Below are 20830 nucleotides of genomic sequence, written 5' to 3' on the forward strand. Positions count from 1 at the left end.
CACGCCGGCCCGGACGGACCGTCGCGGATAGGATGTTCAGACGCCGACGACAGGGGAGGAGGTGGGTCGTGACGCTTGCGCAGGACGACGCCGCCGCAGCCCTCCTCCGCTCGAACCGCCGTCGACGCCTCATCCGCCGCTGGGTCGCGATCGGGACGATCCCTCTCACCCTCGCCGCCCTGCTCTTCGTGGGCAAGCTGCTGAGCATGTACGCGTTCGCCCACCAGGCCATCACCGCGTACGTCGTCGACGACTTCGCCGGCTCCGAGGCCTCGGCGCGCGGACAGGACGTCCTGAACTGGTTCGAGCCGTACAAGGCGCCGTACAACATCGGCACCGCGATGGCCGGCGCCGAGGAGCTCCCTGCCGCCCGCGCGGAGCTGGAGCGCTCACTCGACCTCGCGACCGGGCTCGAGGTGTGCCCGGTCCGGATCAACCTCGCCCTCGTGATCGAGCGGATGGGCGATGCCGCCAGGGCCGAGGGAGAGGGCGCCGCCGCGACAGCTCTCTACGGCGAGGCGCTGACTGTCACCGTCGAGACCCCGGAGGAGTGCCACAGCGAAGAGGCGCAGCAGCAGTCCCCCGATCCCGAGCGCGACATGGCGGACACCCTCGACAGCACCGAGGACCGCCTCAAGCAGAAGCAGCAGGAGCAGGAGCAGCAACAGCAGCCCCAGGAGGAGCAGGAACAGCAGGAGGAGCCGCAGCCGTCCGAGGACAAGCTGCAGGATCTCCAGGACAAGCTCGAGCAGGGGACGCAGGAACGCGATCAGCAGCAGGGCGACGAACCCGGCGGCACCGGAGCGGACAAGCCGTGGTGAGCGATCACGAGCGGCAGCGCGCCCGGTATGTCGGCGGCACCGAGGGCGCCCCGCCCGTCCCGCCGCCCGGGGGCTATCGCGGCGCCCGGCGGCAGCAGCAGATCGGTCCCACGCCGCCCGTCCTCTCCCCGCTGCCGCCCCAGGAGAAGAGGCCAGCGGCGAACGCCCTCGGCTGGATCGCCCTGGTGGCCGCCATCCTCTTCGTCCTGATCCTGTTTGGCACGCTCGTGGTCGGCGGCACCGACCTGCTGTACGGCGTGACGATGATCACACTGCAGCTCGTGGTGCTCGGCGTGATCGTCGCCGCACTCTTCACCACCGGCGGGCGCCGCCTGGGCATCGTCGCCCTCGTTCTCACCATCTTGTTCAACGTCGCGACCGTCGGGGCGCTCAGCGCGCTGCGCACCTCGGCATCCGGCAACTACGAAGGCGTGAAGACCGCGGAACAACGGCACGCGGAGGCCTACCCGGGCATCAAGGGCACGGCCCCGCAGGAAGCGCTCACCCAGCAGTCCATGGAGGAGGTGCGCGCCGAGGCCGACGCTCTCTTCACGGACATCCGGGAGCGGCTCTCCGCCGACTTCGGGTTCACGTGGGTTCAGGTGGGTGACGAGGACATCCGGCCGGAGCGCAACGGCTACGGCGGGGAGTCGATGCTGTCCGAGTACACGTCCGCGGCCTGGGCGACCGAGCAGCCCGTGCAGGGCTACGCGCGCAAGCTCGAGGTGATGGCCGCGATCGACGAGGTGGTGGCGGCGCACGGCCTGTGGAACCTGTACTCGTTCAACGACCCCGCGAACTCCGGCATCGACCCGTCCATGATCGCCAAGCTCTACGGCAGCGACGACCCGCGCACGCAGACGACATGGGAGTACTACACGGAGAACTACCCCGATCCCCTGCGCTTCTACGCGAACATCTACGATCTGTCGAACGATGCCGACGGCGGCTTCCGCGCGTCGCGGGAGGCACAGAGCGCACGCACGGGCGAGCCGGTCGAGGGGCTCCAGCTCGTGGTCATCGCCGGCAAGGTGTTGAGCGAGGCCGACCGCGCGGAGTTCGAGAAGCGGCTGCAGGACTACCCCGGCTTCGAGTGATCACCCGCCCGGTGCGAGGATGACGGGATGAGGCAGGGAGCGGTCGGCGCGGTGCGGCTCGTCGAGCGCGGCGGACGACGGCTGGTCGAGAAGCGCCTCGCCGATCCGGCACGGCACCAGAACGAGCTTCGGGCCCTCCGCGGTCTCGTCGGCTCCGGACTCCCGGTACCCGAGGTGGTCGAGGAGCGGCCGGGCGCGATCCTCATGACGGAGCTCCCCGGCGCCCGCCTCGACGACGCCGACGCCGAGGCCCGGCTCGCGGGCCTCGGGGCATCAGCGCCCCTGCTCCGTGCCCTGCATCGGCTCGCCGCTCCGGACGACCTCCTTCCCGCACCCGACGATGCGACGATCATCGAGCGGTACCGCGCCGCCGGCGGGCCTCGCCTCCCGCTGCGCATTCCGCCGTCGTCCGGGGTCGTCTTCTGCCACGGCGACTGGACCGACGGCAACCTGCTCGCGCAGCACGGACGTGTCTCCGGGGTCGTCGATTGGGAGGCGGCGCACTGCGGCGACCCGCTGCGGGAGCTCGCCCGAGCCGCGTGGGGAGCCGCCAGGAAGGACCCGCGGTCCGAGCGGGCGCTCATCGATGGCTACGGCGCCGATCCCGACCGTGTCCGCGCGTGGTACCCGGTGATCGCTGCGGAGCTGTGGCTGTGGTTCGCGGAAGCCGGCCCTCCCGCGTACCTCACTGCGCTCACCGCCGAGCTGGAGGCATGGTCGTCCTGACACGTCACCGGGTGATTCGGGTCGGGTGCCCTCGATGATCTGCGGCGCCGTGGCTACACTGGCGGCACAGGGGGAGGGAGTGTCCGCATGATCCACGAACTCGACGAGCAGCAGTCCTACGAGTTGCTGGCGACCACCACGGTGGGCCGCATCGGATTCGTCGACGAGGGCCTGGTGCAGATCCATCCGGTGAACTTCGTCGTCTCGGGGCACGAGCTGCTCCTGCGCACGTCACCGGACGGCCACCTGGCGACGCTCTCCCGCGAGTCCGCCGAGGTCTCGTTCGAGGTCGACTACCACGATCCGATCGGCGGCCTGGGGTGGAGCGTGCTGATGCACGGTGTCCTGTCGCAGGTGCCCGAGGAGGACGCTGCCGGGGCGGCTGCGCGGGTGCACCCGTGGGCCGGAGACGACCGGGACCTCCCGCTGTCGTTCCGTATCGAGCGCATCACCGGCCGCAGCGTCCGTCGCGACGCCCGCACCGGCGGCGTCTGAGCCGCAACCCCCTCGATCCGTTCAGGACGCGAAGGCGAGACCCGCGGCGAGCGCGAATCCGAGGACGGTCGCCAGCCCCGTGGACTCCTTCGCCTTCGACTGCGCCTCCGGGACCATCGAGTCCACCAGCATGACGAGCAGGGCGCCCGCGGCGAAACCGCTCGCCCCGGAGCGGAAGACCTCGCCGGTCACGCTGGCCAGTGCGAATCCGGCGACGGTGGCGAGCGCGCACACCACGGCGACCCCGGCCCACAGGAGCAGCACCCTGCTCCGTCGCATGCCGCCGTCGAGCAGGTCGGCGGCGGAGCCGATGGACTCCGGGAGGTTCGAGACGAGGATGGCGACGACGAGCGCGATGCTCACCGGCTCCCCCGAGGCGAGACCGATGCCGAGGACGAGCTGCTCCGGGATCCCGTCGAGGAGGGCCCCCACCGCGAGCTGACCTCCCCCAGCTTCGCCCTTCTTCCTGGCAGCCCTGGCGTCGAGGATGCGGGCGGCGATGTAGTAGCTGAGGGCACCGAGGGCGACGCCGGTGACGAGCGGGATGGGACCGCCGCGGTCGAGCCCCTCCTCCCAGAGCTCGAAGGCGATCGAGGCCATCAGGGCTCCGGCGCCGAAGCCCAGGACGATGCCCAGCCACCGCGGCGGCCAGGTGCGCATCATCGCGAGCACCGCACCGACGAACAGCGGCGCCGCCGCGACGGCTCCCCACAGAATCGCTCCACCCATGCGCCCATCTTCCCGTCGACCCACCCCTTTTCGCGCGAGCCACCCCCCTGCGTGCGTGCGAAAGGGGCCGGAACACACGAAAGGGGGTGGGTCGCGCGCCGATAGACTGGGAGCCATGTCCAAGGTCCTCCAGTCCCTGCCCGTCGGCGAGCGCGTCGGCATCGCCTTCTCCGGAGGACTCGACACCTCCGTCGCCGTCGCCTGGATGCGCGACAAGGGCGCTGTGCCCTTCACCTACACCGGCGACCTGGGGCAGTACGACGAGGACGACATCGCCTCGATCCCCGGACGCGCGCTGGAGTACGGCGCCGAGGCCTCGCGCCTCATCGACTGCAAGACGGCGCTGGTCGAGGAGGGCTTCGTCGCACTCTCCTGCGGTGCCTTCCACATCCGCTCCGGCGGCAAGACCTACTTCAACACCACGCCCCTGGGCCGCGCGGTCACCGGCACGCTGCTCGTGCGCGCGATGCGCGAGGACGGCGTCGACATCTGGGGCGACGGCTCGACCTACAAAGGCAACGACATCGAGCGGTTCTACCGCTACGGTCTGCTCGCCAACCCCCGCCTGCGCATCTACAAGCCCTGGCTCGACGCGGACTTCGTCACCGAGCTCGGCGGTCGGCAGGAGATGAGCGAGTGGCTCGTCGCACACGGCTTCCCCTACCGCGACTCGGCCGAGAAGGCCTACTCGACGGACGCGAACATCTGGGGCGCGACCCACGAGGCGAAGACGCTCGAGCACCTCGACGTCTCGCTGGAGACCGTCGACCCGATCATGGGCGTGAAGTTCTGGGATCCGTCCGTCGCCATCGAGACCGAGGACGTCTCGGTGACGTTCGAGGGCGGCCGTCCGGTCGCGATCAACGGCGTCGAGTTCAGCGACCCGGTGGCCCTGGTGCAGGAGGCGAACGCGATCGGCGGGCGCCACGGCCTCGGCATGAGCGACCAGATCGAGAACCGCATCATCGAGGCGAAGTCGCGCGGTATCTACGAGGCCCCGGCCATGGCGCTGCTCTTCATCGCGTACGAGCGCCTCGTCAACGGCATCCTCAACGAGGACACCCTCGCGACGTACCACGAGCAGGGTCGACGCCTCGGCCGCCTCATGTACGAGGGCCGCTGGCTCGAGCCGCAGTCGCTCATGCTCCGCGAGTCCATCCAGCGCTGGGTCGGCTCGACGATCTCGGGCACCGTGACGATCCGCCTGCGCCGCGGCGACGACTGGACGATCCTCGACACGGTCTCCCCGAACCTGTCCTACGGGCCGGAGAAGCTGTCGATGGAGCGCGTCGGCGACGCCGCCTTCGGCCCCGTGGACCGGATCGGCCAGCTCACGATGCGCAACCTCGACATCGCCGACTCCCGTGCGCGCCTGGAGCAGTACGCGGGCCTCGGCCTCGTCGGCGGCGCGACGGGCGAGCTCGTCGGCCGGGTCACCGCCGGCGAGTCCGCCGAGATCACCGAGTCCGTGCACGGCTCGATCTCGGAGGCCGACGAGAACCTCGCGGACGCCGTCGACACCGCTTCCGAGCGCGCGGCCTTCGACTCCGGCACCGACTGAGCACACGGGACGGGCGCCGCGGTCACCGGGGCGCCCCTCCCGCGTCCGGCGATCAGGACGCCGCGGCGAGCGGGAGAGCCGGCGTCACCGCACGGTCCACGATTCCCGGCAGCACATCGTCGAACAGGTCCATGAGGGCGGTGCGCATCGCCGTGGCGTCGCGTTCGGCGAGCACCACGGCGATCCGGGCGACCGACGTACGCACATCCGACCAGTCGAAGATGCTCCCGGCACGACGGGCGACGCACTCGAGAAGCGTCCCGAGACTCCCGACGAGCTCAGCCCGCTCCGTGTTGCCCTCGATCCGGGCGAAAGCGACGGCGAGAGCGCGCAGGCCGCCGCCGAAGGCCGAGCCGTCCCGCCACCGCACCGCCAGCGCCACATCGTCGACGAGCTCGTCGAGATACGCGAGGTCGTCGGTGCGGAGCAGCGCCATCGTGCGCCGGACCGAGCCGATCCAGACGTCGCCGAACAGAGCCACCACATCGCGCGCCCGGTCGCCATCGAGCGCGGTCACCCACCGTGTGCCGTCGCGGCGCACCGCGATGAGGCCGGCGGCGGCGAGGCCGTCCAGGGCCCGGCGGACCTCTGCCGGCCCGGCACCGAAGGCGGCCGCGAGCCCGCGCTCGTCCACCCGTGTCCCCGGAGCGAGCGCGCCCGAGACGACCGCATCGGTCAGCCTGCCCTGCAGACCACCGTGCCGATCCCCCGCCGGTGCCCCGCTCCCGGCATGCACGTCGTTCTTCTTCTCGATCATGGCGTCCCCCCGCCGTTCCATGACCGATCCCGCCGGAGTCCCGGTCCGGACCGGTCTCTCCTCTGAGAATGCGCCGAAGCGCGACGCGTAACATACCACGGTGCACCCCGGAGGAGACTCGACGGCCGGCCGCGGGAGCAGCACACTGCGAGGTTGCTGAATTATCTTGCACAGCTCTGTGCATGTTATTACCATGGACGGATGACCACTCGCGCCCTTCGTCGCGACGCCGCGGAGAACCGCGCCGGCATCCTGTCCGCGGCCCGCAGCGCCCTCGCCACCGACCCGCACGCCTCCCTCGACGCGATAGCCAGGGCCGCGGGCCTGTCCCGCCGCACCCTCTACGGGCACTTCGAGGATCGGGACGCCCTGATCCGGGAGCTCGTCTCCACCGGCGCCCAGCGCTTCAACGCCATCGCGGCCTCCATCGACGAGCCGGACGCCCGCCTCGCCCTGGCCCGGCTGGCCGCCCGGCTCTGGGAGGAGGCGGCGCACATCCAGGTCGCCGCCGCGCTCGCCCTCGACGAGGCGCACGTGGAGCACACCGCCGCCGCCCTGGCGCCGCTGCGCCGGAGTGTCGCCGCCCTCGTGCGAAGGGGGCAGCAGGACGGCAGCTTCCGGACGGACCTCGCCGGTCCCACGCTCGCCCGGCTGATCGAGGAGATGGCGCGCACCGTCGTCTCCCGCACCGACGTGCAGAGCAGCGGCGCCGAGGACCTCGCGGTCCGGGCCGTGCTCAGCATCGCCGGACTCTCCTGGCGCGAGGCGGACGAACTGCTGAGCGCCCACCCGGACATCGCCGCCGACCATGAGGAGGTCCGCGCATGAGGATCACACTGCACGACGTCAGCAAGGGCCGCGCCGGCCAGGCGCTTCCGTCCATGAGTCTCGAGTTCCACTCCGGCGCCGTCCGCTACGCGCTCGCGGAGACCGAGCAGCGGCCGACCGTGCTCGGCCTCATCGCGAGCGGGCGGATGCGTCCGGACACGGGCCGCGTCACGATCGATGCGGCGGCGAGTCCGAAGGAGCTGCGCCGCCGCGTCGCCCTCGTGGACGCCCCGGACGTCAGCGATCCGCACCCGGACATCACCCTCGCCGGGGTGGTCGGCGAGGAGCTGATGTTCGCCGGACGTGGCGCGACCCCGCTCCACGCTCGCCGCTGGCTCGGGCGGGTCGGATACCAGGAGCTCGCCTCCGTCCCCATCGGCTCGGTCGACCCGGCCGCCCGCGTGCGCATCCTGTGCGAGCTCGCCGTGCTCCGCGAGGGCGTCGAGGGCATCGTGCTCGTCGCCCCGGATCGTCACGGCGGCAGCCCGGACGGATGGTGGCGCATCGCGGCCGAGTTCGCGGACCGCGGGTACGCGATGCTCGTGATCGTCGGCGGTTCCGCCGCCGTCGCCCTCGAGCGCATGCACGAGTTCGATGCGATCAACGCGTCCGGACCGATCGAGCCTCTGGTGCTCGAGCGTCCGGAAGCGACCGACGATCCCGAGGAGAGCGAACCCGCGCCGGACGAACCAGCGACCGAAGACGAACCCACGACCGAAGACGACCCCACGACCGAAGACGACCCCACGACCGACGACGAACCCACGACCGACGAGGAAGGAGAAGCGCGATGAAGGTTCCCGCCATGATCGCCGCCGAGCTCCGCCGCCTGACCGCGAGCCGGATGGGCATCCTCGCCCTCGTGGCCCTCATCTGCGTGCCGATCCTCTACGGCGGCCTCTACCTCTGGGCGAACCAGGATCCGTACGCGAAATTCTCCGAGGTCCCCGTGGCCCTGGTGGTCGACGACGAGGGCGCTCCCGCCCCGACGACCGGCACGGAAGCGGCGACCGATGAGACCGTCAACTACGGCGAGGACGTGGCGGAGAACCTCATCGAGGGGAACGCCTTCGACTGGCAGCGTATGACCGAGGACGAGGCCGCCGATGCGCTGCGCCACGGCGAGGTCGATTTCACCGTGACGATCCCCTCGGACTTCTCCGCCGCCCTCACCTCCGCCGCAGGCGACGATCCGCATCAAGCCCGAATCGAGCTGGAGACCAACGACGCGAACAACTACCTCGCCTCGTCGATGGGATCGCAGGCCGTCGAGAAGATCCGCAGCTCCGTCGCCGAGATGGTCGGCAGCGAGGCCGCGGAGCGACTGCTGACGGGCCTCAGCGACGTGCGCGACAACCTGATCTCCGCGACCGACGGCGCCACACAGCTCGTCGACGGCGCACGCAGCGCCGCCTCCGGGAGCACGACGCTCGCCGAGGGCACCGCGAAGCTCGCCGATGGCTCGGCACAACTCGCCTCCGGCGCCAAGACGCTCGCCGACGGTGCCCAGCAGGTGAGCGCGGGCAACCGCCAACTCGCCGACGTCGCCGATCGGGCCGGAGCCGCGGTGCAGGAGGCGACGAATGCGCTGCCGCAGGTGCGCGCGGACATCACCGACGTCCTCACCGAGCAGGGACTCGCACCCGAGGAGATCGATGCGGTGCTCGCCCGCCTGGACCCTCTCGGCGCCCGGATCGAGGAGGGCAACGCCCAGGTGCAGGACGCCGTCGGGAAGGTCGACCAGCTCGCCGCCGGGTCTGCGTCCGTGGCATCGGGGGCGAGCGAGCTCGCCGGCGGCGCCGGCACCCTCGCGACGGGAGCGGCCGCGGCGAACTCAGGCGCCGCCCAACTGCGCGACGGCCTGCAGACGCTGTCCTCCGGGACCGCGGAGCTGCGGGACGGGCTCGCCGACGGCGTGCAGGCGATCCCCGCCTCCACCCCCGGCCTGCGCTCCCTGCAAGCCGACACGATCGCGGACCCGGTGAAGGTGTCCAGCGACAAAGTCGCCTCCGCCGAGGACTACGGCGCGGGCCTCGCCCCCTTCTTCGCCGCCCTCTCCGCGTGGATCGGCATCTACGCGCTGTTCCTCATCGTGAAGCCGATCTCCCGTCGCGCCGTCACGGCGCTGCACTCCCCGATCCGGATCACGCTGGCGGGCTGGCTGACCCCGGCGATGCTCGGTGCCGTGCAGATGCTCGGGTTGATGGGCATCCTGGCGCTGACGCTCGGTTTCACGTTCGACCATCCGCTCGGCACGCTCGGAGTGATGATGTTCGCCTCGGCCACGTTCGCCGCGATCATCCTCGCCCTCAACGTCTGGCTCGGCTCCGTGGGGCAGTTCCTCGGCCTCGTGCTCATGGTGCTGCAGCTCGTCACAGCGGGCGGCACGTTCCCCTGGCAGACGCTGCCCGCCCCACTGGCCGCGCTGCACCATGTGCTGCCCCTCGGCTACGTCGTCGATGCCATGCGACAGCTCATGTACGGCGGCGACTACGCCCGCGCGGGCTGGGACCTGGCGGTGCTCGGCGCCTGGCTCGTCGGAGCGCTGCTGCTGGCGATGATCGGGGTGACCCGCATGACGCATCGCCGGACGCTCCGCGATCTGCAGCCCAGCCTCATCGGCTGAGCCCTCCCGCTCGCCGCGGACCGCCCCGCGGCGAGCGCGGGGCGGCTATGATGCGAGAGCGCGTACCCGTGAAACGCGTACTGGGGCTCGGTGGGACTGAGTCCCACCTGGCTACCCGAAAGAGTTCTCGACGATGATGACCGATTCGACGGCGTCCGCTGTTTCCCCGCGTCCTTCTCTGGCCGCCCGCATCGGACGCATCGCGTTCGTCGTGATCGCCGCGCTGGTGGTGGTGGCCGTCGCAGGCGCGTTCTTCGTGACCTGGACCATCCAGCGCTCCTTCCCGCAGACCTCCGGGTCGACCGCGCTCGCAGGGCTGAAGGCGGACGTCACCGTGCAGCGCGACGCCAGCGGCGTGCCCACGATCACCGCCGACTCCTCGGACGACCTCTTCTTCGCCGAAGGTTTCGTGCACGCGCAGGACCGGTTCTTCGAGATGGACTTCCGCCGACACGTCACTTCCGGCCGAGTCGCCGAGCTGTTCGGCGCCTCCCAGGCCGGTACCGACGCATTCCTGCGCACGCTGGGCTGGCGCACCACCGCCGAGGCCGAGGTGGAGGCGATGGACGACGTCACCCGCGGCTACTACGAGGCCTACGCGGACGGCGTCAACGCCTACCTGTCCTCCCGTTCGGGCGCGGAGCTGTCGCTCGAGTACGCGGTCCTCGGGCTGCAGAACCCCGACTACGAGCCGGAGCCGTGGGAGCCGGCGGACTCGGTGGCGTGGCTGAAGGCGATGGCCTGGGATCTCCGCACCAACGTCGAGGACGAGACCGAGCGCGCACTGCTCGCGGGGCAGCTCGCCGACGACCCGGACGCCGACGTGGACGGGCTCCTCGGCACGCTCTACCCGGACTACCCCTTCGACCGGAACCCGGTGATCGTGCCCACCATCTCCACCGTCCCGCCGCTGGAGACCGGCGCCGAGCCCGCGGCGTTCACGGGGTCCGAGGGCGACGGCGAGGCGCAGCAGGCGCTCACCACGGTGGAGTGGAAGGAGACCTCCTCCGTCATCGAAGCGGCGAGCGTGCTCGTGGGCGATGTCGGCGAGGGCATCGGCTCCAACTCCTGGGTGGTCTCCGGCGACCTCACCGAATCCGGCATGCCGCTGCTCGCCAACGACCCGCACCTCGGCGCCTCGCTCCCGTCGGTCTGGTACCAGGTGCAGCTCAAGTGCTCGACGGTGGACGAGGACTGCCCGTTCGACGTGGGCGGTTTCTCGTTCTCCGGCCTGCCCGGCATCGTCATCGGCCACAACCAGCGCGTGGCGTGGGGCTTCACCAACCTCACCACCGATGTCACCGACCTGTATGTCGAGCGCATCGAGGGCGACTCCTACTGGCGGGACGGCGAGCTCGTGCCGCTGGAGGAGAGCACCGAGACCATCGAGGTCGCCGGCGGGGACGACATCGAGCTCACCATCCGCTCCACCGTGCACGGACCGATCATCTCCGGCCTCACGGGCGACTTCACGGCGATCGCGGACGATCCGACGCCTGGGCTCACCGCCGGGGGCAGCGTCCCCGCCGTCCCGGGCTCCGATGCCGCCGAGTACGCCGTGAGCCTGCGGTGGACGGCGCTCGACCCGGGCACGACCGCGACGGCGATCTTCGCGCTGTCGACCGCCCAGGACTTCGAGGACTTCCGCCGCGCGGCCTCCCTGTTCGACGTGCCGGCGCAGAACCTCATCTACGCCGACGTCGACGGCAACATCGGCTACCAGACCCCCGGCCGCCTCCCGATCCGCGGAGCCGGCGACGGCTGGATGCCGCAGCCCGGCTGGGACAGCAGCTACGACTGGACCGGCTACATCCCGTTCGAGGAGCTGCCCGTGTCGTACAACCCGAGCTCGGGGTACATCGTCACCGCCAACAACGCCATCGTCACCGACGACTACGAGCACTTCCTCTCCCGGGACTGGGACCAGGGCTACCGCGCCGCCCGCATCGCCCACCTCATCGAACGACGCGCCGCCGCCGGCCCGCTGACTGCGCAGGACATGCGCGACATCCAGATGGACGGCGAGATGTGGATCGGCAAGCAGCTCGCCGCCGCGATGGGGGACATCGAGGTCGAGGGCGAGGGGCCGCAGCAGGCCGTCGAGCTGCTCCGCGGCTGGGACGCGCAGAACAGCGCCTCCTCGGCCGGAGCCGCGTACGCGAACGTGCTGTGGTCGAACCTGGTGCAGAACATCTTCGCGGAGCGCGAGCAGCCCCTGCCCATCGACGGCCAGGGCCGCCTGTTCACCGTCGTCGGAGCGATGCTCGATGACCCCGAGGACCCGCTGTGGAGCAACCCGCGTCTCGACGTCGAGGGGCGAGACGCGATGCTCGCGCTGTCGGCTGAAGAGGCGTACGACGAGCTGTCCGGGATCCAGGGCACGGATGTCGCCCGATGGAACTGGGGCGACCTGCACGCCCTGACACTCACCAGCGACACCTTCGGGTCGTCCGGCATCGCGCCGATCGAGGCCCTGTTCAACCGTGGCCCGTATCCGGTCGGGGGCGGGGCTTCCGTGGTCGATGCGACCGGGTGGCAGCTCGGCGTCTCGTACGCCACCACCACCGTCCCGTCCATGCGGATGGTCGTCGACCTCGCGGACTTCGACGACTCGACCTGGATCCACCTCACGGGCGCCTCCGGCCACGCGTTCCACGAGCACTACGTCGATCAGACGAAGGACTGGTCCACGGGAGTGCAGCGGCCATGGGCGTTCACTCCGAAGGCCGTGAAGGCGGCCGCGGTCGACACCCTGACGCTCACCCCCGCCGGCTGAGAGGCGCGTGGAGGGTGCTCGGCTAGCGTGGACAGGTGCCCACCAGCTACCTCGCCCCGAAGGGGACGCCGGCCACCCTCCTCGAGTTCGAGCACGAAGGAGCGACCCTGATCGCCGAGACCTTCGGCGACGGACCGCCCACCTACCTCCTGTTGCACGGCATCGGCATGGGCCGCAGCGTCTACCTCGACCTCACGCAGCGGCTGCGAGGGCGGGTGATCGCGCTCGACCTCCCGGGCTTCGGTGAGGCCCCCGAGCCCACGCGCACGCTGACCATGCAGCGGCACGCCGACCTCGTGGCCGCGTACCTCCGTCACGTCGACGCGGATCCGGTCGTGGTGATCGGGCACTCGATGGGGAGTCAGATCGCCGCGGAGCTCGCCGCCCGGCATCCCGAGCTCGTCGCCGGCGTCGTGCTGGCCGGACCCACCGTCGACAAGGCGGCCAGGAACGTCGGCGCGCAGGCCCGATACCTGCTCCAGGACCTCGTGGGCGAACGGCCGCTCGTGATCTGGCGCGGCGCCCGCGAGTACCTCCGCGGCGGCCCGCACCTGATCCGCAAGATGCGGGCGACCATCGTCCACAAGCCGGAGAAGGCCTTCGTCCGCATCGCCTGCCCGGTCCTGGTGCTGCGCGGCGAGGACGACCCGCTGGCCCCGATGAGCTGGTGCCAGGTGATCCTGGATGCGATCCCCGGCGCGGAGCTGGCCGTCATCCCCGACCACGGCCACGGCACCCTCATCAGCGACTCCGAGCCCGCCGCCCGCCTCATCGAGGCCTTCGCCGCCCGCACCTGACCCTTCGAATCGCTGCCCGCGCCCCTCGGGTCCGTCGGCCGTTCATAACTCAGGAGATCGCGGCGCGTTGGGGCGGTTCGGCGGCTGAGGCAGGCTGCGGCTGCCCTTTCTCCTGAGTTGTGAACGGCGAGCGCCGACGAGCCGGGGGCCGAGCGCCTCCAGAACCTCCCGCAGCGCCACTCGCGTGCCTGCGGGGTCGGAGAGGATGTCAGCGGCGAGCGGCCGGATCGTGACATAGCCGAGACGAGCGGCCGCCATGTCCCTCGCACGATCCCGCTGCTGCTTCGCCCATCCCTCGTGAAAGGCGCGGCTATCGCACTCGACGATCAGCCATCCATCGACGACGAAGTCGACTCGACCCACGCCGGGGATGTGGACCTGTGTCTCGAATGAGGCACCGAGCGACCGGAGGAGGAGCCGCACGAACGTCTCCGGCCCCGACTCGGATGACGCGTCGGCCAGGGCGAGCACTGCGCCGAACCGCTGCGGCAGCCGAGCGAAGATCGCGCGCAGTTCGTCCATCGTGATGAGGCGCTGATGGAGGAGGCTGTCCAGGGTGGCCACCGACGCCCGAGGCGACTGGCATCGGACGGCATTGCGTACGGCCGTATCCAGGGACGTGACGTGCAGCGCACTCGCCGCGCCGTCCTCTGCCCAGTGCACCCTGTGAACGTCCGCGTCTCGACGCCCCAACCGCGAGCTATGGGGATCGACCTGCACGTGCACCCCGTGGGCCGCGAGCACGAACACCCCGAGCAGCTGAAGAAGGGAGACGCAGGTGACGCGACCTCCGATGCGCACGGCCTCCGCGACGACAGGATCCACATCCGGGCGGGCGTATCGGTCCCGACGCAGTCGCAGAAGCCGCCCGCTCCGCACCAGGGCGGTCAGCTCACGCCCCCTCAGCCCCGCGGAGCGAAGATCCGCTCGAGTGAAGACCGTGGAGTCGAAGACCTCTGTTGCGCGCTGGGGTCTGGAGTGGGCGATCACATCCCGGAGGATGCCCGGCGCGACACGGCGGGACGGGGAGTGAGGCCGGATGTGGAGTGTCCGCTCCGGATCGCGAGGCGGTGGAGGAGAAGTGGGGGCCGCGCACGGCGTTCACAATTCAGGAGTATCCATCCCCCATCCGACCTGAGCGCACGCGCGGCCCGATGACGCCGCAGATCTCCTGAGTTGTGAACCGACAGCGGGCGGAACCGGCTACGTCGGCGGCGAGGGCGGTCAGCCGGCGGCGGGAGGGGTCTGCTTCGACTCGGCGAGCTCGTCGACGACGAGACCCCGCTGCTCGATCGTGCCGTTGCGGTAGGCCTGGCGACCGACCATGTGCGCGGACAGAGGCGCGGTCGCGAACTGCATGAGCACCACGGGGGCGACGAGCACGAGGCCGAACAGCACACCGCCGACGGACCGCTGCGACAGAGCGATCGCGACGCAGATCAGCAGTAGCCCGAGCACCTGCGGCTTCGTCGCGGCGTGCAGTCGCGTGGGCACGTCGCGGAAATGCAGGAGCCCCACGGACGCGGAGAGGCAGAGGATCGCCCCGAGCAGGATGAGCACGAGCACCGCCCCGTCGACGACGGCGTCAGGGATCATCAGACCGAACACGTTCATGGTGTCGTGTTGTCCCTTCTCGCGACGAACCGGGCGACCGCGATCGATCCGAACACACCGACCGCCGCGATGATGAGGAGCACGGGGATGTTGCGGGTGTGGCCGTTGATGGCCATCTCGGCGCCGAGCACGCACATGACCTCGGTCAGCAGCACGTCGGCGGCGACGGCACGGTCGAGGATCGACGGACCGCGGACGATGCGGATGACGGCGAGGATCGCGGCCACACCGAACACGGCGAGGATGATGAGGAGCAGGGTGTTCATCGGGCACCGCCGATCGTCGCGGGGTCGATGCGGCCGGCACGCTCGTCGGCCTTGAGCGCCCGGTACTGGGTCGGATTGCCGAGCGCCCGGACGATGCGCTTCTCCCAGCCGAGCACGCCCTGCCGCTGCTTCTCGACATCCTCCCGGTTGCGCACGCCGATCACGTGCAGGTAGAGGATCCCGCGGTCGCGATCGGCCTCGACCACCAGGGAGCCCGGGATGAGCGACGACACCACGGCGACGTGCGTCATGACGAGGTCGTCGGCATAGCGAAGCGGCACCGCGATGATGGCGGTGCCGGGCTGCCGGCGGAAGTCGAACACCTGCACGGTCACCGAGAGCGCGCCACGGAGGATCGCGAAGAGGAACTGCACGACGAACAGCGCGCCGTACCAGAGGTTGATGCGCCCGGAGAGCTCGACCGTGGGCAGGCGGAACACCCGCGTCACGAAGATCGCCACCACGAGCCCCGTGAGGAAGGAGAGCACGGTGAACTGGGCCCACAGCAGCATCCACAGCACGATCAGCCAGGCGAGGAACGGCAGCTGCATGCCGATGTCCCGCCAGACGCTCTTGGTCTCGGGGCTCATCCCTCCACCTCGTCTTCCAGCTGGACGAGGTTGACCGGCTGCAGCAGGCCCGCCCCGATACGGTCGCACAGAGCGTACAGCGGTCCGGCGAAGATCGTCAGGGCCACCGTCACGGTGACCATCCCGGCGGTGGCCACGGTCATGATCCTCGGGATGTGCCGGCGCTCCTGCTGCTCATCCGCGGCGGGGGCTCCGGTGAGGTACGAGATGCGCCCCTCGGTCTCGGTCGAGTCCTCCTCCTCACGCCAGAACGCGAGGTTCCAGGCCCTCATGAGCGCGTAGAGGGTGAGCAGCGACGTGATGATGCCGCCGAAGATGAGCACGATCATGAGCGGAGTGCCCACGGAGGCCGCGGCCTCGAACAGGGCGAACTTGCCGATGAACCCGGAGAACGGAGGCAGACCACCGAGGTTGATCGCGGGGATGAAGTACAGCAGGGCGATGACGGGGGCGATCTTCAGCAGGCCCTTGACCCGGAGGATGGAGGTGCTGCCGGCCCGGCGTTCGATGAGTCCCACCGCGAGGAACAGGGTGGTCTGCACGACGATGTGGTGGACGATGTAGTACACGGTCGCGCCGATCGCCGCCGGGGTCGCGATCGCGAGACCGAAGATCATGTAGCCGACGTGGCTGACGAGCGTGAACGACAGGATCCGCTTGAGCTCGGCCTGCGCGACGGCGCCGAGGACGCCGACGATCATCGTCGCCAGCGCGATGATGAGCAGCAGCGTGTCGATGCTGTTCGAGGCGAAGAGCTGGGTCTCCGTCCGGATCAGCGCGTACACGCCGACCTTGGTCAGCAAGCCGGCGAACACGGCGGTGACCGGCGCGGGGGCCGTCGGATAGGAGTCGGGCAGCCAGAACGACACGGGGAAGATCGCGGCCTTGATCCCGAAGGCGACCACGAGCATGAGGTGCAGGACGAGCTGCGTGTCCTGCGGGAGCTCCGACATCCGCTCGGCGATCTGGGCCATGTTGACCGTGCCGAGGGCGCCGTAGATCATCGCGATCGACGCGAGGAACAGGATCGACGACACGAGAGAGACGACGATGTAGACGGCACCGGTGCGGATGCGGGACTCGGTGCTGCCCAGGGTGATGAGCACGTAGGAGGCCACGAGGAGGATCTCGAACCCGACGTACAGGTTGAACAGGTCGCCCGCGATGAAGGCGTTGAAGATGCCGGCGGCGAGGATCAGGTACGAGGGGTTGAAGATCGAGATCGGGGTCTCATCCGCCCCGTCGGCCACACCCTGACCGATCGAGAAGAGGAGGACCGCGAGCAGCACCACGCTGGAGACGAGCACCAGGAGCGCGGCGAGACGGTCGACGTAGAGGACGATGCCGAACGGCACCGGCCATCCGCCCACGGAGACCGCCAGGGGGGAGCCCGCGTCGACGACGACGAGCAGCACGGCCGCGATGACGGACACGACCGCGAGCGTGGCGACGGTGACGAACACCTGCAGGCGCGCGTTGCGACCGAAGACGAGGGTGATCGCCGCACCGAGGAGCGGCAGGGCGACGAGGAGCGGGACGAGCGTGGTCATGGCCTGCCCTCCCCGTCTGTCGTGTCGTCGTCCCGGTCTGCAGCGCCGTCGGGTTCGGGCTCCGGCTCGGGCACGTAGGGCGCGTCATACGGCGCGTCATCGTGGATGGCCGGGTTGTCGCGCATGTGCAGGACGGTGATCGGCGCGGTCTGCACGCCCACGAAGTCGGTCGTGGCGTCGTCGTCGTCCGTCTCGGACTCGTCGTCCATGAGGTCTTCGTCTTCGTCGGTGCGCGCGCGCAGCGCGATGTCGGCCTCGTCGTCCTCGACCGTGTCCGCCTGGCCGAGCTGCCACGACCGGTAGATGAGCGCGAGCAGGAACGCGGAGACCGCGAACGTGATGACGATGGCGGTGAGCGTCAGGGCCTGCGGCAGCGGGTCGCTCAGATCGCCCTCGGTACCGAAGAACGGCGCGTTGCCCGGCACGCCCATCACGATCAGGAGCAGCAGGTTCGTGGCGTTGCCGAGCAGGAGGAAGCCGATGAGGACGCGGGTGAGGCTGCGCTCCAGCATCGCGTACACGCCGCAGGCGAAGAGCACGGCCATGATCGCGATGAGGGCGAGCGAGACGTCCATCAGCCGTTCCCCCCGGTCCGCGAGGAGAAGTCGACGGCGGTGCTCTCGCCGGGGCGGAGCGCCGCCTGCCGGTCGACCTCCGCACCGAGGCTGCGCAGCACGTCGAGCACGAGCCCGATCACGACGAGGTAGACGCCGATGTCGAAGATCGTCGAGGTGACGAACTCCATGTGCCCGATGCCGGGGATCTCCCACTCCCAGAAGGTGCTGGTGAGCGGTGCGAGGCCGAAGAACAGCGGCACGACCGCGGTGCCCACGGCGAGGATCAGGCCCGTGCCGAGGAGGCGACCGGCATCGGTCGGCGCCGCGGCGCCCAGTTCCCAGCGCCCTCCCGCGATGTAGCGCATGACGAGCGCCATGCCGGCGACGAGCCCGCCCGCGAAGCCGCCGCCGGGGAGGTTGTGCCCGGCGAAGAGCAGGAAGATCGACACGACGATGATCGTGTGGAACAGGATGCGGACGATGACCTCGAGCAGGATCGACCGGTTCTCCGGCTTCATCTTCTGGCCGCCGACGAGCCAGGCGCGCGGCGCCGATCGGTTCTCCGCGGTCTGGAAGCGCACGCCGTCCGTGGTCTCCACGAGTGGCCGACTGCGCGCGGACTTCCGCACCGAGCGTGGCAGCGTCTTCGTGGCGGCGAGGAGATCGGCGCGGTGCGTGACGAACACGAGTGAGGCGACACCGGTCGCGGCGAGCACGAGCACGGAGAGCTCGCCCATCGTGTCCCAGCCGCGGAGGTCGACGAGTGCCACGTTCACGACGTTCTTGCCGTGGCCGATCTCGTACGCGATCTCCGGGAAGATCGCCGAGATCGGGTCGGCCACGCGGGACTGGGTCGCGACGACGGCCACGAACGCCATGGTGAGGCCGACGCCGATGCCGAGGAGAGCGCGCGGGATGCGGCTCACGGAGGCGTTGTGCTCGCCCATGCGCGCCGGCAGTCGGCGCAGGACGAGCGCGAAGGTCACCATCGTCACCGTCTCGACGAGGATCTGGGTGAGCGCGAGATCCGGTGCGCCGCTGGTGGCGAAGAGGACCACCATGCCGAGACCGGTGACCGAGGCGAGCACGACGCCGGTGTAGCGCTTGCGGGCGCGCACCGCCACGACGCCGGCCACGGCCATGATCGGGGCGACGGCGAGCTGGGCCGGCGTGTGCCACAGCGAGAGCTGATAGCGGTCGATGTCGCTCGCCACGAGCGCGGTGACCTCGGCGGCGACGAAGACGACGAAGATCGTCCCCACGTACACGGGCAGCGAACCGCGCTGGGTGAGCGTCGTGCTCAGCACCGACAGCCGGTCGATGCCGCGCATCACCACGTAGTAGGCGTCGGCCGCCGTGAACGGCAGCAGTCGCGGGCGCCGGTCCCACCCGGTCCGCCTCGTGAGGAGGAAGAGCCCGATGCCGAGCAGGATCGAGAGGATCGAGATGCCGAGGGCGGGCTCGAGGCCGTGCCAGAGCGCGAGGTGCCCCGGTCCCTCGACGGCTGCCCCCTCGTGGTCGAGTCCCGGCGTCGCGGTCAGCGCATACGGCTGGAGGGCGACGTCGAGCGCGGGGGCGCCGATACCGGCGGCGAGCGTCACTCCGGCGAGGATGATCGGCGCGGAGAGGAAACCCACCGGGGGGTCGGGCCAGACCGTGTCCGGCTGCCGCTGTCCTTCGGCATCGCGCTTGGTCCAGAACGCCCCCCAGAGGAAGCGGACGCCGTATGCCGCAGTGAGCATGGATCCGAGAGCGACGCCGATCAGGGCGACGAGGCCCCACGCCGACCCGCCCAGCGCATCGTCCAGCAGCGCCGTGAGCGTCGACTCCTTCGCCACGAATCCGATGGTCGGAGCCACCCCGGCCATCGACGCCACGGCGATGAACGCGGCCGTGGCCATGACCGGTGCCTGGCGGCCGACGCCGGAGAGCTCGGTCACGTCACGCGTGGAGAGCTGCCGGTCGATCACGCCGACGATGAGGAAGAGCGCCGACTTGAACAGCGCGTGCCCGATCACCAGCGCGAGGCCGGCGAGCGCCGCCGCCTGCGTGCCGTAGCCGACGACCACCGCGAAGAAGCCGAGCTGGCTCACGGTGCCGAACGCGAGCACGCGCTTGAGGTCGGTCTCCCGCAGCGCCTGGATGCCACCGAGCAGCATGGTGAGGATGCCGAGCGTGAGCACGATCGGCCGCCACGTCGGGCTGAAGGCGAAGATGGGCGCGAAGCGGGCGATGAGGTAGATGCCCGCCTTCACCATGGCCGCGGCGTGCAGGTAGGCGCTGACCGGGGTCGGGGCCGCCATGGCGCCGGGAAGCCAGAAGTGGAAGGGGAACAGCGCCGACTTGCTGATGGCGCCGATCAGGAGCATGACGATCGCCGCATCGACGATGGGGCCGGTCGGCGCGATGGCGAGGATCTCCCGGATGCTCGACGTCCCGGTGTCGACGACGAGCAGCACGACGCCGACGAACATCACCAGTCCGCCCAGGGTGGTCACGAGGAGGGCCTGCAGCGCGGCACGGCGGCTGGCGGCGCGGCGACGGTAGTGACCGATGAGGAGGTAGGAGAGGATGCTCGTGGCCTCCCAGAACATCACGAGCATCACGAGGTCGTCGGTGAGGACGAGGCCGTACATCGCCCCCGCGAACGCGAGGAGGACGCCCGCGAACTGCCCGATGCCGGCGGCCTCGTCGTGGAAGTACCAGCGGCAGTAGAGGAGCACGAGCGCGCCGACGCCCGTGACGATGAGCGTGAGAACCCACCCGAGGACGTCCATGTTCATGGACAGGTTCAGTCCGAGCTGCGGGATCCACGGCACCGAGACGAACGGCACGGGGCCGTCGAGCACCTGCGGCGTGAGCACGAGCGCGTGCACGAATGCGGCAGCCGGGACGAGGGCGGCGACGGCGAAAGCCTGAGCTCCCAGCCAGCGCACCAGAACGGGCATCAAGAGCGACCCGAGAAGGAACACTGCGAGGAGCATCAGCATATACGCGGCTCCTCGGGGCTCGTCGGCCGTGCGGCTCAGGCGGGCGGTGT

Annotated in this window: 19 protein-coding genes; 10 read left to right on the plus strand and 9 right to left on the minus strand. The window is 70.4% G+C overall.

The genetic code is table 11. The features are described from left to right. Positions 1-68: 68 nt before the first annotated feature. From KVS71_RS01780 to KVS71_RS01795, 4 genes are all read left to right on the plus strand, one after another. Positions 69-821, plus strand: coding sequence for a hypothetical protein (locus KVS71_RS01780; protein WP_254635345.1), 753 nt, complete (start codon positions 69-71; stop codon positions 819-821). Further along, positions 818-1918 carry a hypothetical protein gene (locus KVS71_RS01785; RefSeq protein ID WP_254635346.1) on the plus strand — a complete coding sequence of 367 codons (1101 nt, stop codon included), beginning with the start codon at positions 818-820 and terminating at the stop codon, positions 1916-1918. Before KVS71_RS01780 ends, KVS71_RS01785 begins: the two co-directional genes overlap by 4 nt. A gap of 27 nt (positions 1919-1945) precedes the next feature. Further along, a complete protein-coding gene (locus tag KVS71_RS01790) occupies positions 1946-2644 on the plus strand; it encodes a phosphotransferase (RefSeq protein WP_217583234.1) in 699 nt (232 codons plus the stop codon). Between the two features lie 87 nt (positions 2645-2731). Continuing rightward, entirely contained in the window at positions 2732-3139 is a 408-nt protein-coding gene (locus KVS71_RS01795; RefSeq protein WP_060922018.1) for a pyridoxamine 5'-phosphate oxidase family protein, read from the plus strand. A gap of 21 nt (positions 3140-3160) precedes the next feature. Here KVS71_RS01795 and KVS71_RS01800 read toward each other — a convergent pair whose 3' ends face one another. Beyond that, positions 3161-3868 (minus strand): ZIP family metal transporter, encoded by a 708-nt coding sequence (locus KVS71_RS01800; RefSeq protein WP_105948982.1) that lies wholly within the window; start codon positions 3866-3868, stop codon positions 3161-3163. Positions 3869-3983: 115 nt separating this feature from the next. Here KVS71_RS01800 and argG point away from each other — a divergent pair, with 115 nt between their 5' ends. Continuing rightward, positions 3984-5429 carry an argininosuccinate synthase gene (gene argG / locus KVS71_RS01805; protein WP_025105204.1) on the plus strand — a complete coding sequence of 482 codons (1446 nt, stop codon included), beginning with the start codon at positions 3984-3986 and terminating at the stop codon, positions 5427-5429. 52 nt (positions 5430-5481) lie between these two features. Here argG and KVS71_RS01810 read toward each other — a convergent pair whose 3' ends face one another. After that, complete coding sequence (locus KVS71_RS01810; protein WP_217583261.1) at positions 5482-6186, minus strand: GntR family transcriptional regulator; 705 nt, start codon at positions 6184-6186, stop codon at positions 5482-5484. Between the two features lie 201 nt (positions 6187-6387). On the opposite strand from KVS71_RS01810, the gene KVS71_RS01815 reads away from it, so the two are divergent. From KVS71_RS01815 to KVS71_RS01835, 5 genes are all read left to right on the plus strand, one after another. Beyond that, the gene (locus tag KVS71_RS01815) at positions 6388-7014 is read left to right on the plus strand and encodes a TetR/AcrR family transcriptional regulator (protein ID WP_060922021.1); all 627 of its coding nucleotides are present in this window, start codon (positions 6388-6390) and stop codon (positions 7012-7014) included. Beyond that, positions 7011-7808, plus strand: a complete 798-nt coding sequence (locus tag KVS71_RS01820) for a hypothetical protein (RefSeq protein WP_217583262.1) — start codon at positions 7011-7013, stop codon at positions 7806-7808. Before KVS71_RS01815 ends, KVS71_RS01820 begins: the two co-directional genes overlap by 4 nt. Next, positions 7805-9640: a YhgE/Pip family protein gene (locus tag KVS71_RS01825; protein ID WP_060922022.1), complete on the plus strand. Its 1836-nt coding sequence runs from the start codon at positions 7805-7807 to the stop codon at positions 9638-9640. The genes KVS71_RS01820 and KVS71_RS01825 overlap by 4 nt, the downstream gene beginning before the upstream one ends. 133 nt (positions 9641-9773) lie before the next feature. After that, a complete protein-coding gene (locus KVS71_RS01830) occupies positions 9774-12416 on the plus strand; it encodes a penicillin acylase family protein (RefSeq protein ID WP_217583264.1) in 2643 nt (880 codons plus the stop codon). 35 nt (positions 12417-12451) lie between these two features. Next, positions 12452-13213, plus strand: a complete 762-nt coding sequence (locus KVS71_RS01835; RefSeq protein WP_217583274.1) for an alpha/beta fold hydrolase — start codon at positions 12452-12454, stop codon at positions 13211-13213. A gap of 42 nt (positions 13214-13255) precedes the next feature. On the opposite strand, the gene KVS71_RS01840 is transcribed toward KVS71_RS01835, so the two are convergent. The 7 genes from KVS71_RS01840 to KVS71_RS01870 form a co-directional block, all read right to left on the minus strand. After that, complete coding sequence (locus tag KVS71_RS01840) at positions 13256-13735, minus strand: hypothetical protein (protein WP_217583276.1); 480 nt, start codon at positions 13733-13735, stop codon at positions 13256-13258. A 702-nt stretch (positions 13736-14437) separates the two neighbouring features. Then, positions 14438-14827 carry a monovalent cation/H(+) antiporter subunit G gene (mnhG, locus tag KVS71_RS01845; protein WP_144881617.1) on the minus strand — a complete coding sequence of 130 codons (390 nt, stop codon included), beginning with the start codon at positions 14825-14827 and terminating at the stop codon, positions 14438-14440. Further along, positions 14824-15093, minus strand: coding sequence for a monovalent cation/H+ antiporter complex subunit F (locus KVS71_RS01850; RefSeq protein ID WP_025105196.1), 270 nt, complete (start codon positions 15091-15093; stop codon positions 14824-14826). Before KVS71_RS01850 ends, mnhG begins: the two co-directional genes overlap by 4 nt. After that, a complete protein-coding gene (locus tag KVS71_RS01855) occupies positions 15090-15683 on the minus strand; it encodes a Na+/H+ antiporter subunit E (protein WP_060922024.1) in 594 nt (197 codons plus the stop codon). The genes KVS71_RS01850 and KVS71_RS01855 overlap by 4 nt, the downstream gene beginning before the upstream one ends. Next, entirely contained in the window at positions 15680-17233 is a 1554-nt protein-coding gene (locus KVS71_RS01860) for a Na+/H+ antiporter subunit D (RefSeq protein WP_060922025.1), read from the minus strand. The genes KVS71_RS01855 and KVS71_RS01860 overlap by 4 nt, the downstream gene beginning before the upstream one ends. Then, complete coding sequence (locus tag KVS71_RS01865) at positions 17230-17808, minus strand: Na(+)/H(+) antiporter subunit C (RefSeq protein WP_060922026.1); 579 nt, start codon at positions 17806-17808, stop codon at positions 17230-17232. Before KVS71_RS01865 ends, KVS71_RS01860 begins: the two co-directional genes overlap by 4 nt. Continuing rightward, positions 17808-20780, minus strand: coding sequence for a Na+/H+ antiporter subunit A (locus tag KVS71_RS01870; protein WP_144881618.1), 2973 nt, complete (start codon positions 20778-20780; stop codon positions 17808-17810). The genes KVS71_RS01865 and KVS71_RS01870 overlap by 1 nt, the downstream gene beginning before the upstream one ends. Positions 20781-20830 lie beyond the last annotated feature (50 nt).

The sequence above is a fragment of the Microbacterium sp. GbtcB4 genome (assembly GCF_019091465.1).
In the GTDB taxonomy this organism is placed as follows: Bacteria; Actinomycetota; Actinomycetes; order Actinomycetales; family Microbacteriaceae; genus Microbacterium; species Microbacterium paraoxydans.

Bases quoted from the DNA above. Each gene is read 5' to 3' on its own strand.
- KVS71_RS01790 (WP_217583234.1), top strand. From the start codon at position 1,946: ATGAGGCAGGGAGCGGTCGGCGCGGTGCGGCTCGTCGAGCGCGGCGGA.
- KVS71_RS01795 (WP_060922018.1), top strand. From the start codon at position 2,732: ATGATCCACGAACTCGACGAGCAGCAGTCCTACGAGTTGCTGGCGACC.
- KVS71_RS01800 (WP_105948982.1), bottom strand. From the start codon at position 3,868: ATGGGTGGAGCGATTCTGTGGGGAGCCGTCGCGGCGGCGCCGCTGTTC.
- argG (WP_025105204.1), top strand. From the start codon at position 3,984: ATGTCCAAGGTCCTCCAGTCCCTGCCCGTCGGCGAGCGCGTCGGCATC.
- KVS71_RS01810 (WP_217583261.1), bottom strand. From the start codon at position 6,186: ATGATCGAGAAGAAGAACGACGTGCATGCCGGGAGCGGGGCACCGGCG.
- KVS71_RS01815 (WP_060922021.1), top strand. From the start codon at position 6,388: ATGACCACTCGCGCCCTTCGTCGCGACGCCGCGGAGAACCGCGCCGGC.
- KVS71_RS01820 (WP_217583262.1), top strand. From the start codon at position 7,011: ATGAGGATCACACTGCACGACGTCAGCAAGGGCCGCGCCGGCCAGGCG.
- KVS71_RS01825 (WP_060922022.1), top strand. From the start codon at position 7,805: ATGAAGGTTCCCGCCATGATCGCCGCCGAGCTCCGCCGCCTGACCGCG.
- KVS71_RS01830 (WP_217583264.1), top strand. From the start codon at position 9,774: ATGATGACCGATTCGACGGCGTCCGCTGTTTCCCCGCGTCCTTCTCTG.
- KVS71_RS01840 (WP_217583276.1), bottom strand. From the start codon at position 13,735: ATGGACGAACTGCGCGCGATCTTCGCTCGGCTGCCGCAGCGGTTCGGC.
- mnhG (WP_144881617.1), bottom strand. From the start codon at position 14,827: ATGAACGTGTTCGGTCTGATGATCCCTGACGCCGTCGTCGACGGGGCG.
- KVS71_RS01850 (WP_025105196.1), bottom strand. From the start codon at position 15,093: ATGAACACCCTGCTCCTCATCATCCTCGCCGTGTTCGGTGTGGCCGCG.
- KVS71_RS01855 (WP_060922024.1), bottom strand. From the start codon at position 15,683: ATGAGCCCCGAGACCAAGAGCGTCTGGCGGGACATCGGCATGCAGCTG.
- KVS71_RS01860 (WP_060922025.1), bottom strand. From the start codon at position 17,233: ATGACCACGCTCGTCCCGCTCCTCGTCGCCCTGCCGCTCCTCGGTGCG.
- KVS71_RS01865 (WP_060922026.1), bottom strand. From the start codon at position 17,808: ATGGACGTCTCGCTCGCCCTCATCGCGATCATGGCCGTGCTCTTCGCC.
- KVS71_RS01870 (WP_144881618.1), bottom strand. From the start codon at position 20,780: ATGCTGATGCTCCTCGCAGTGTTCCTTCTCGGGTCGCTCTTGATGCCC.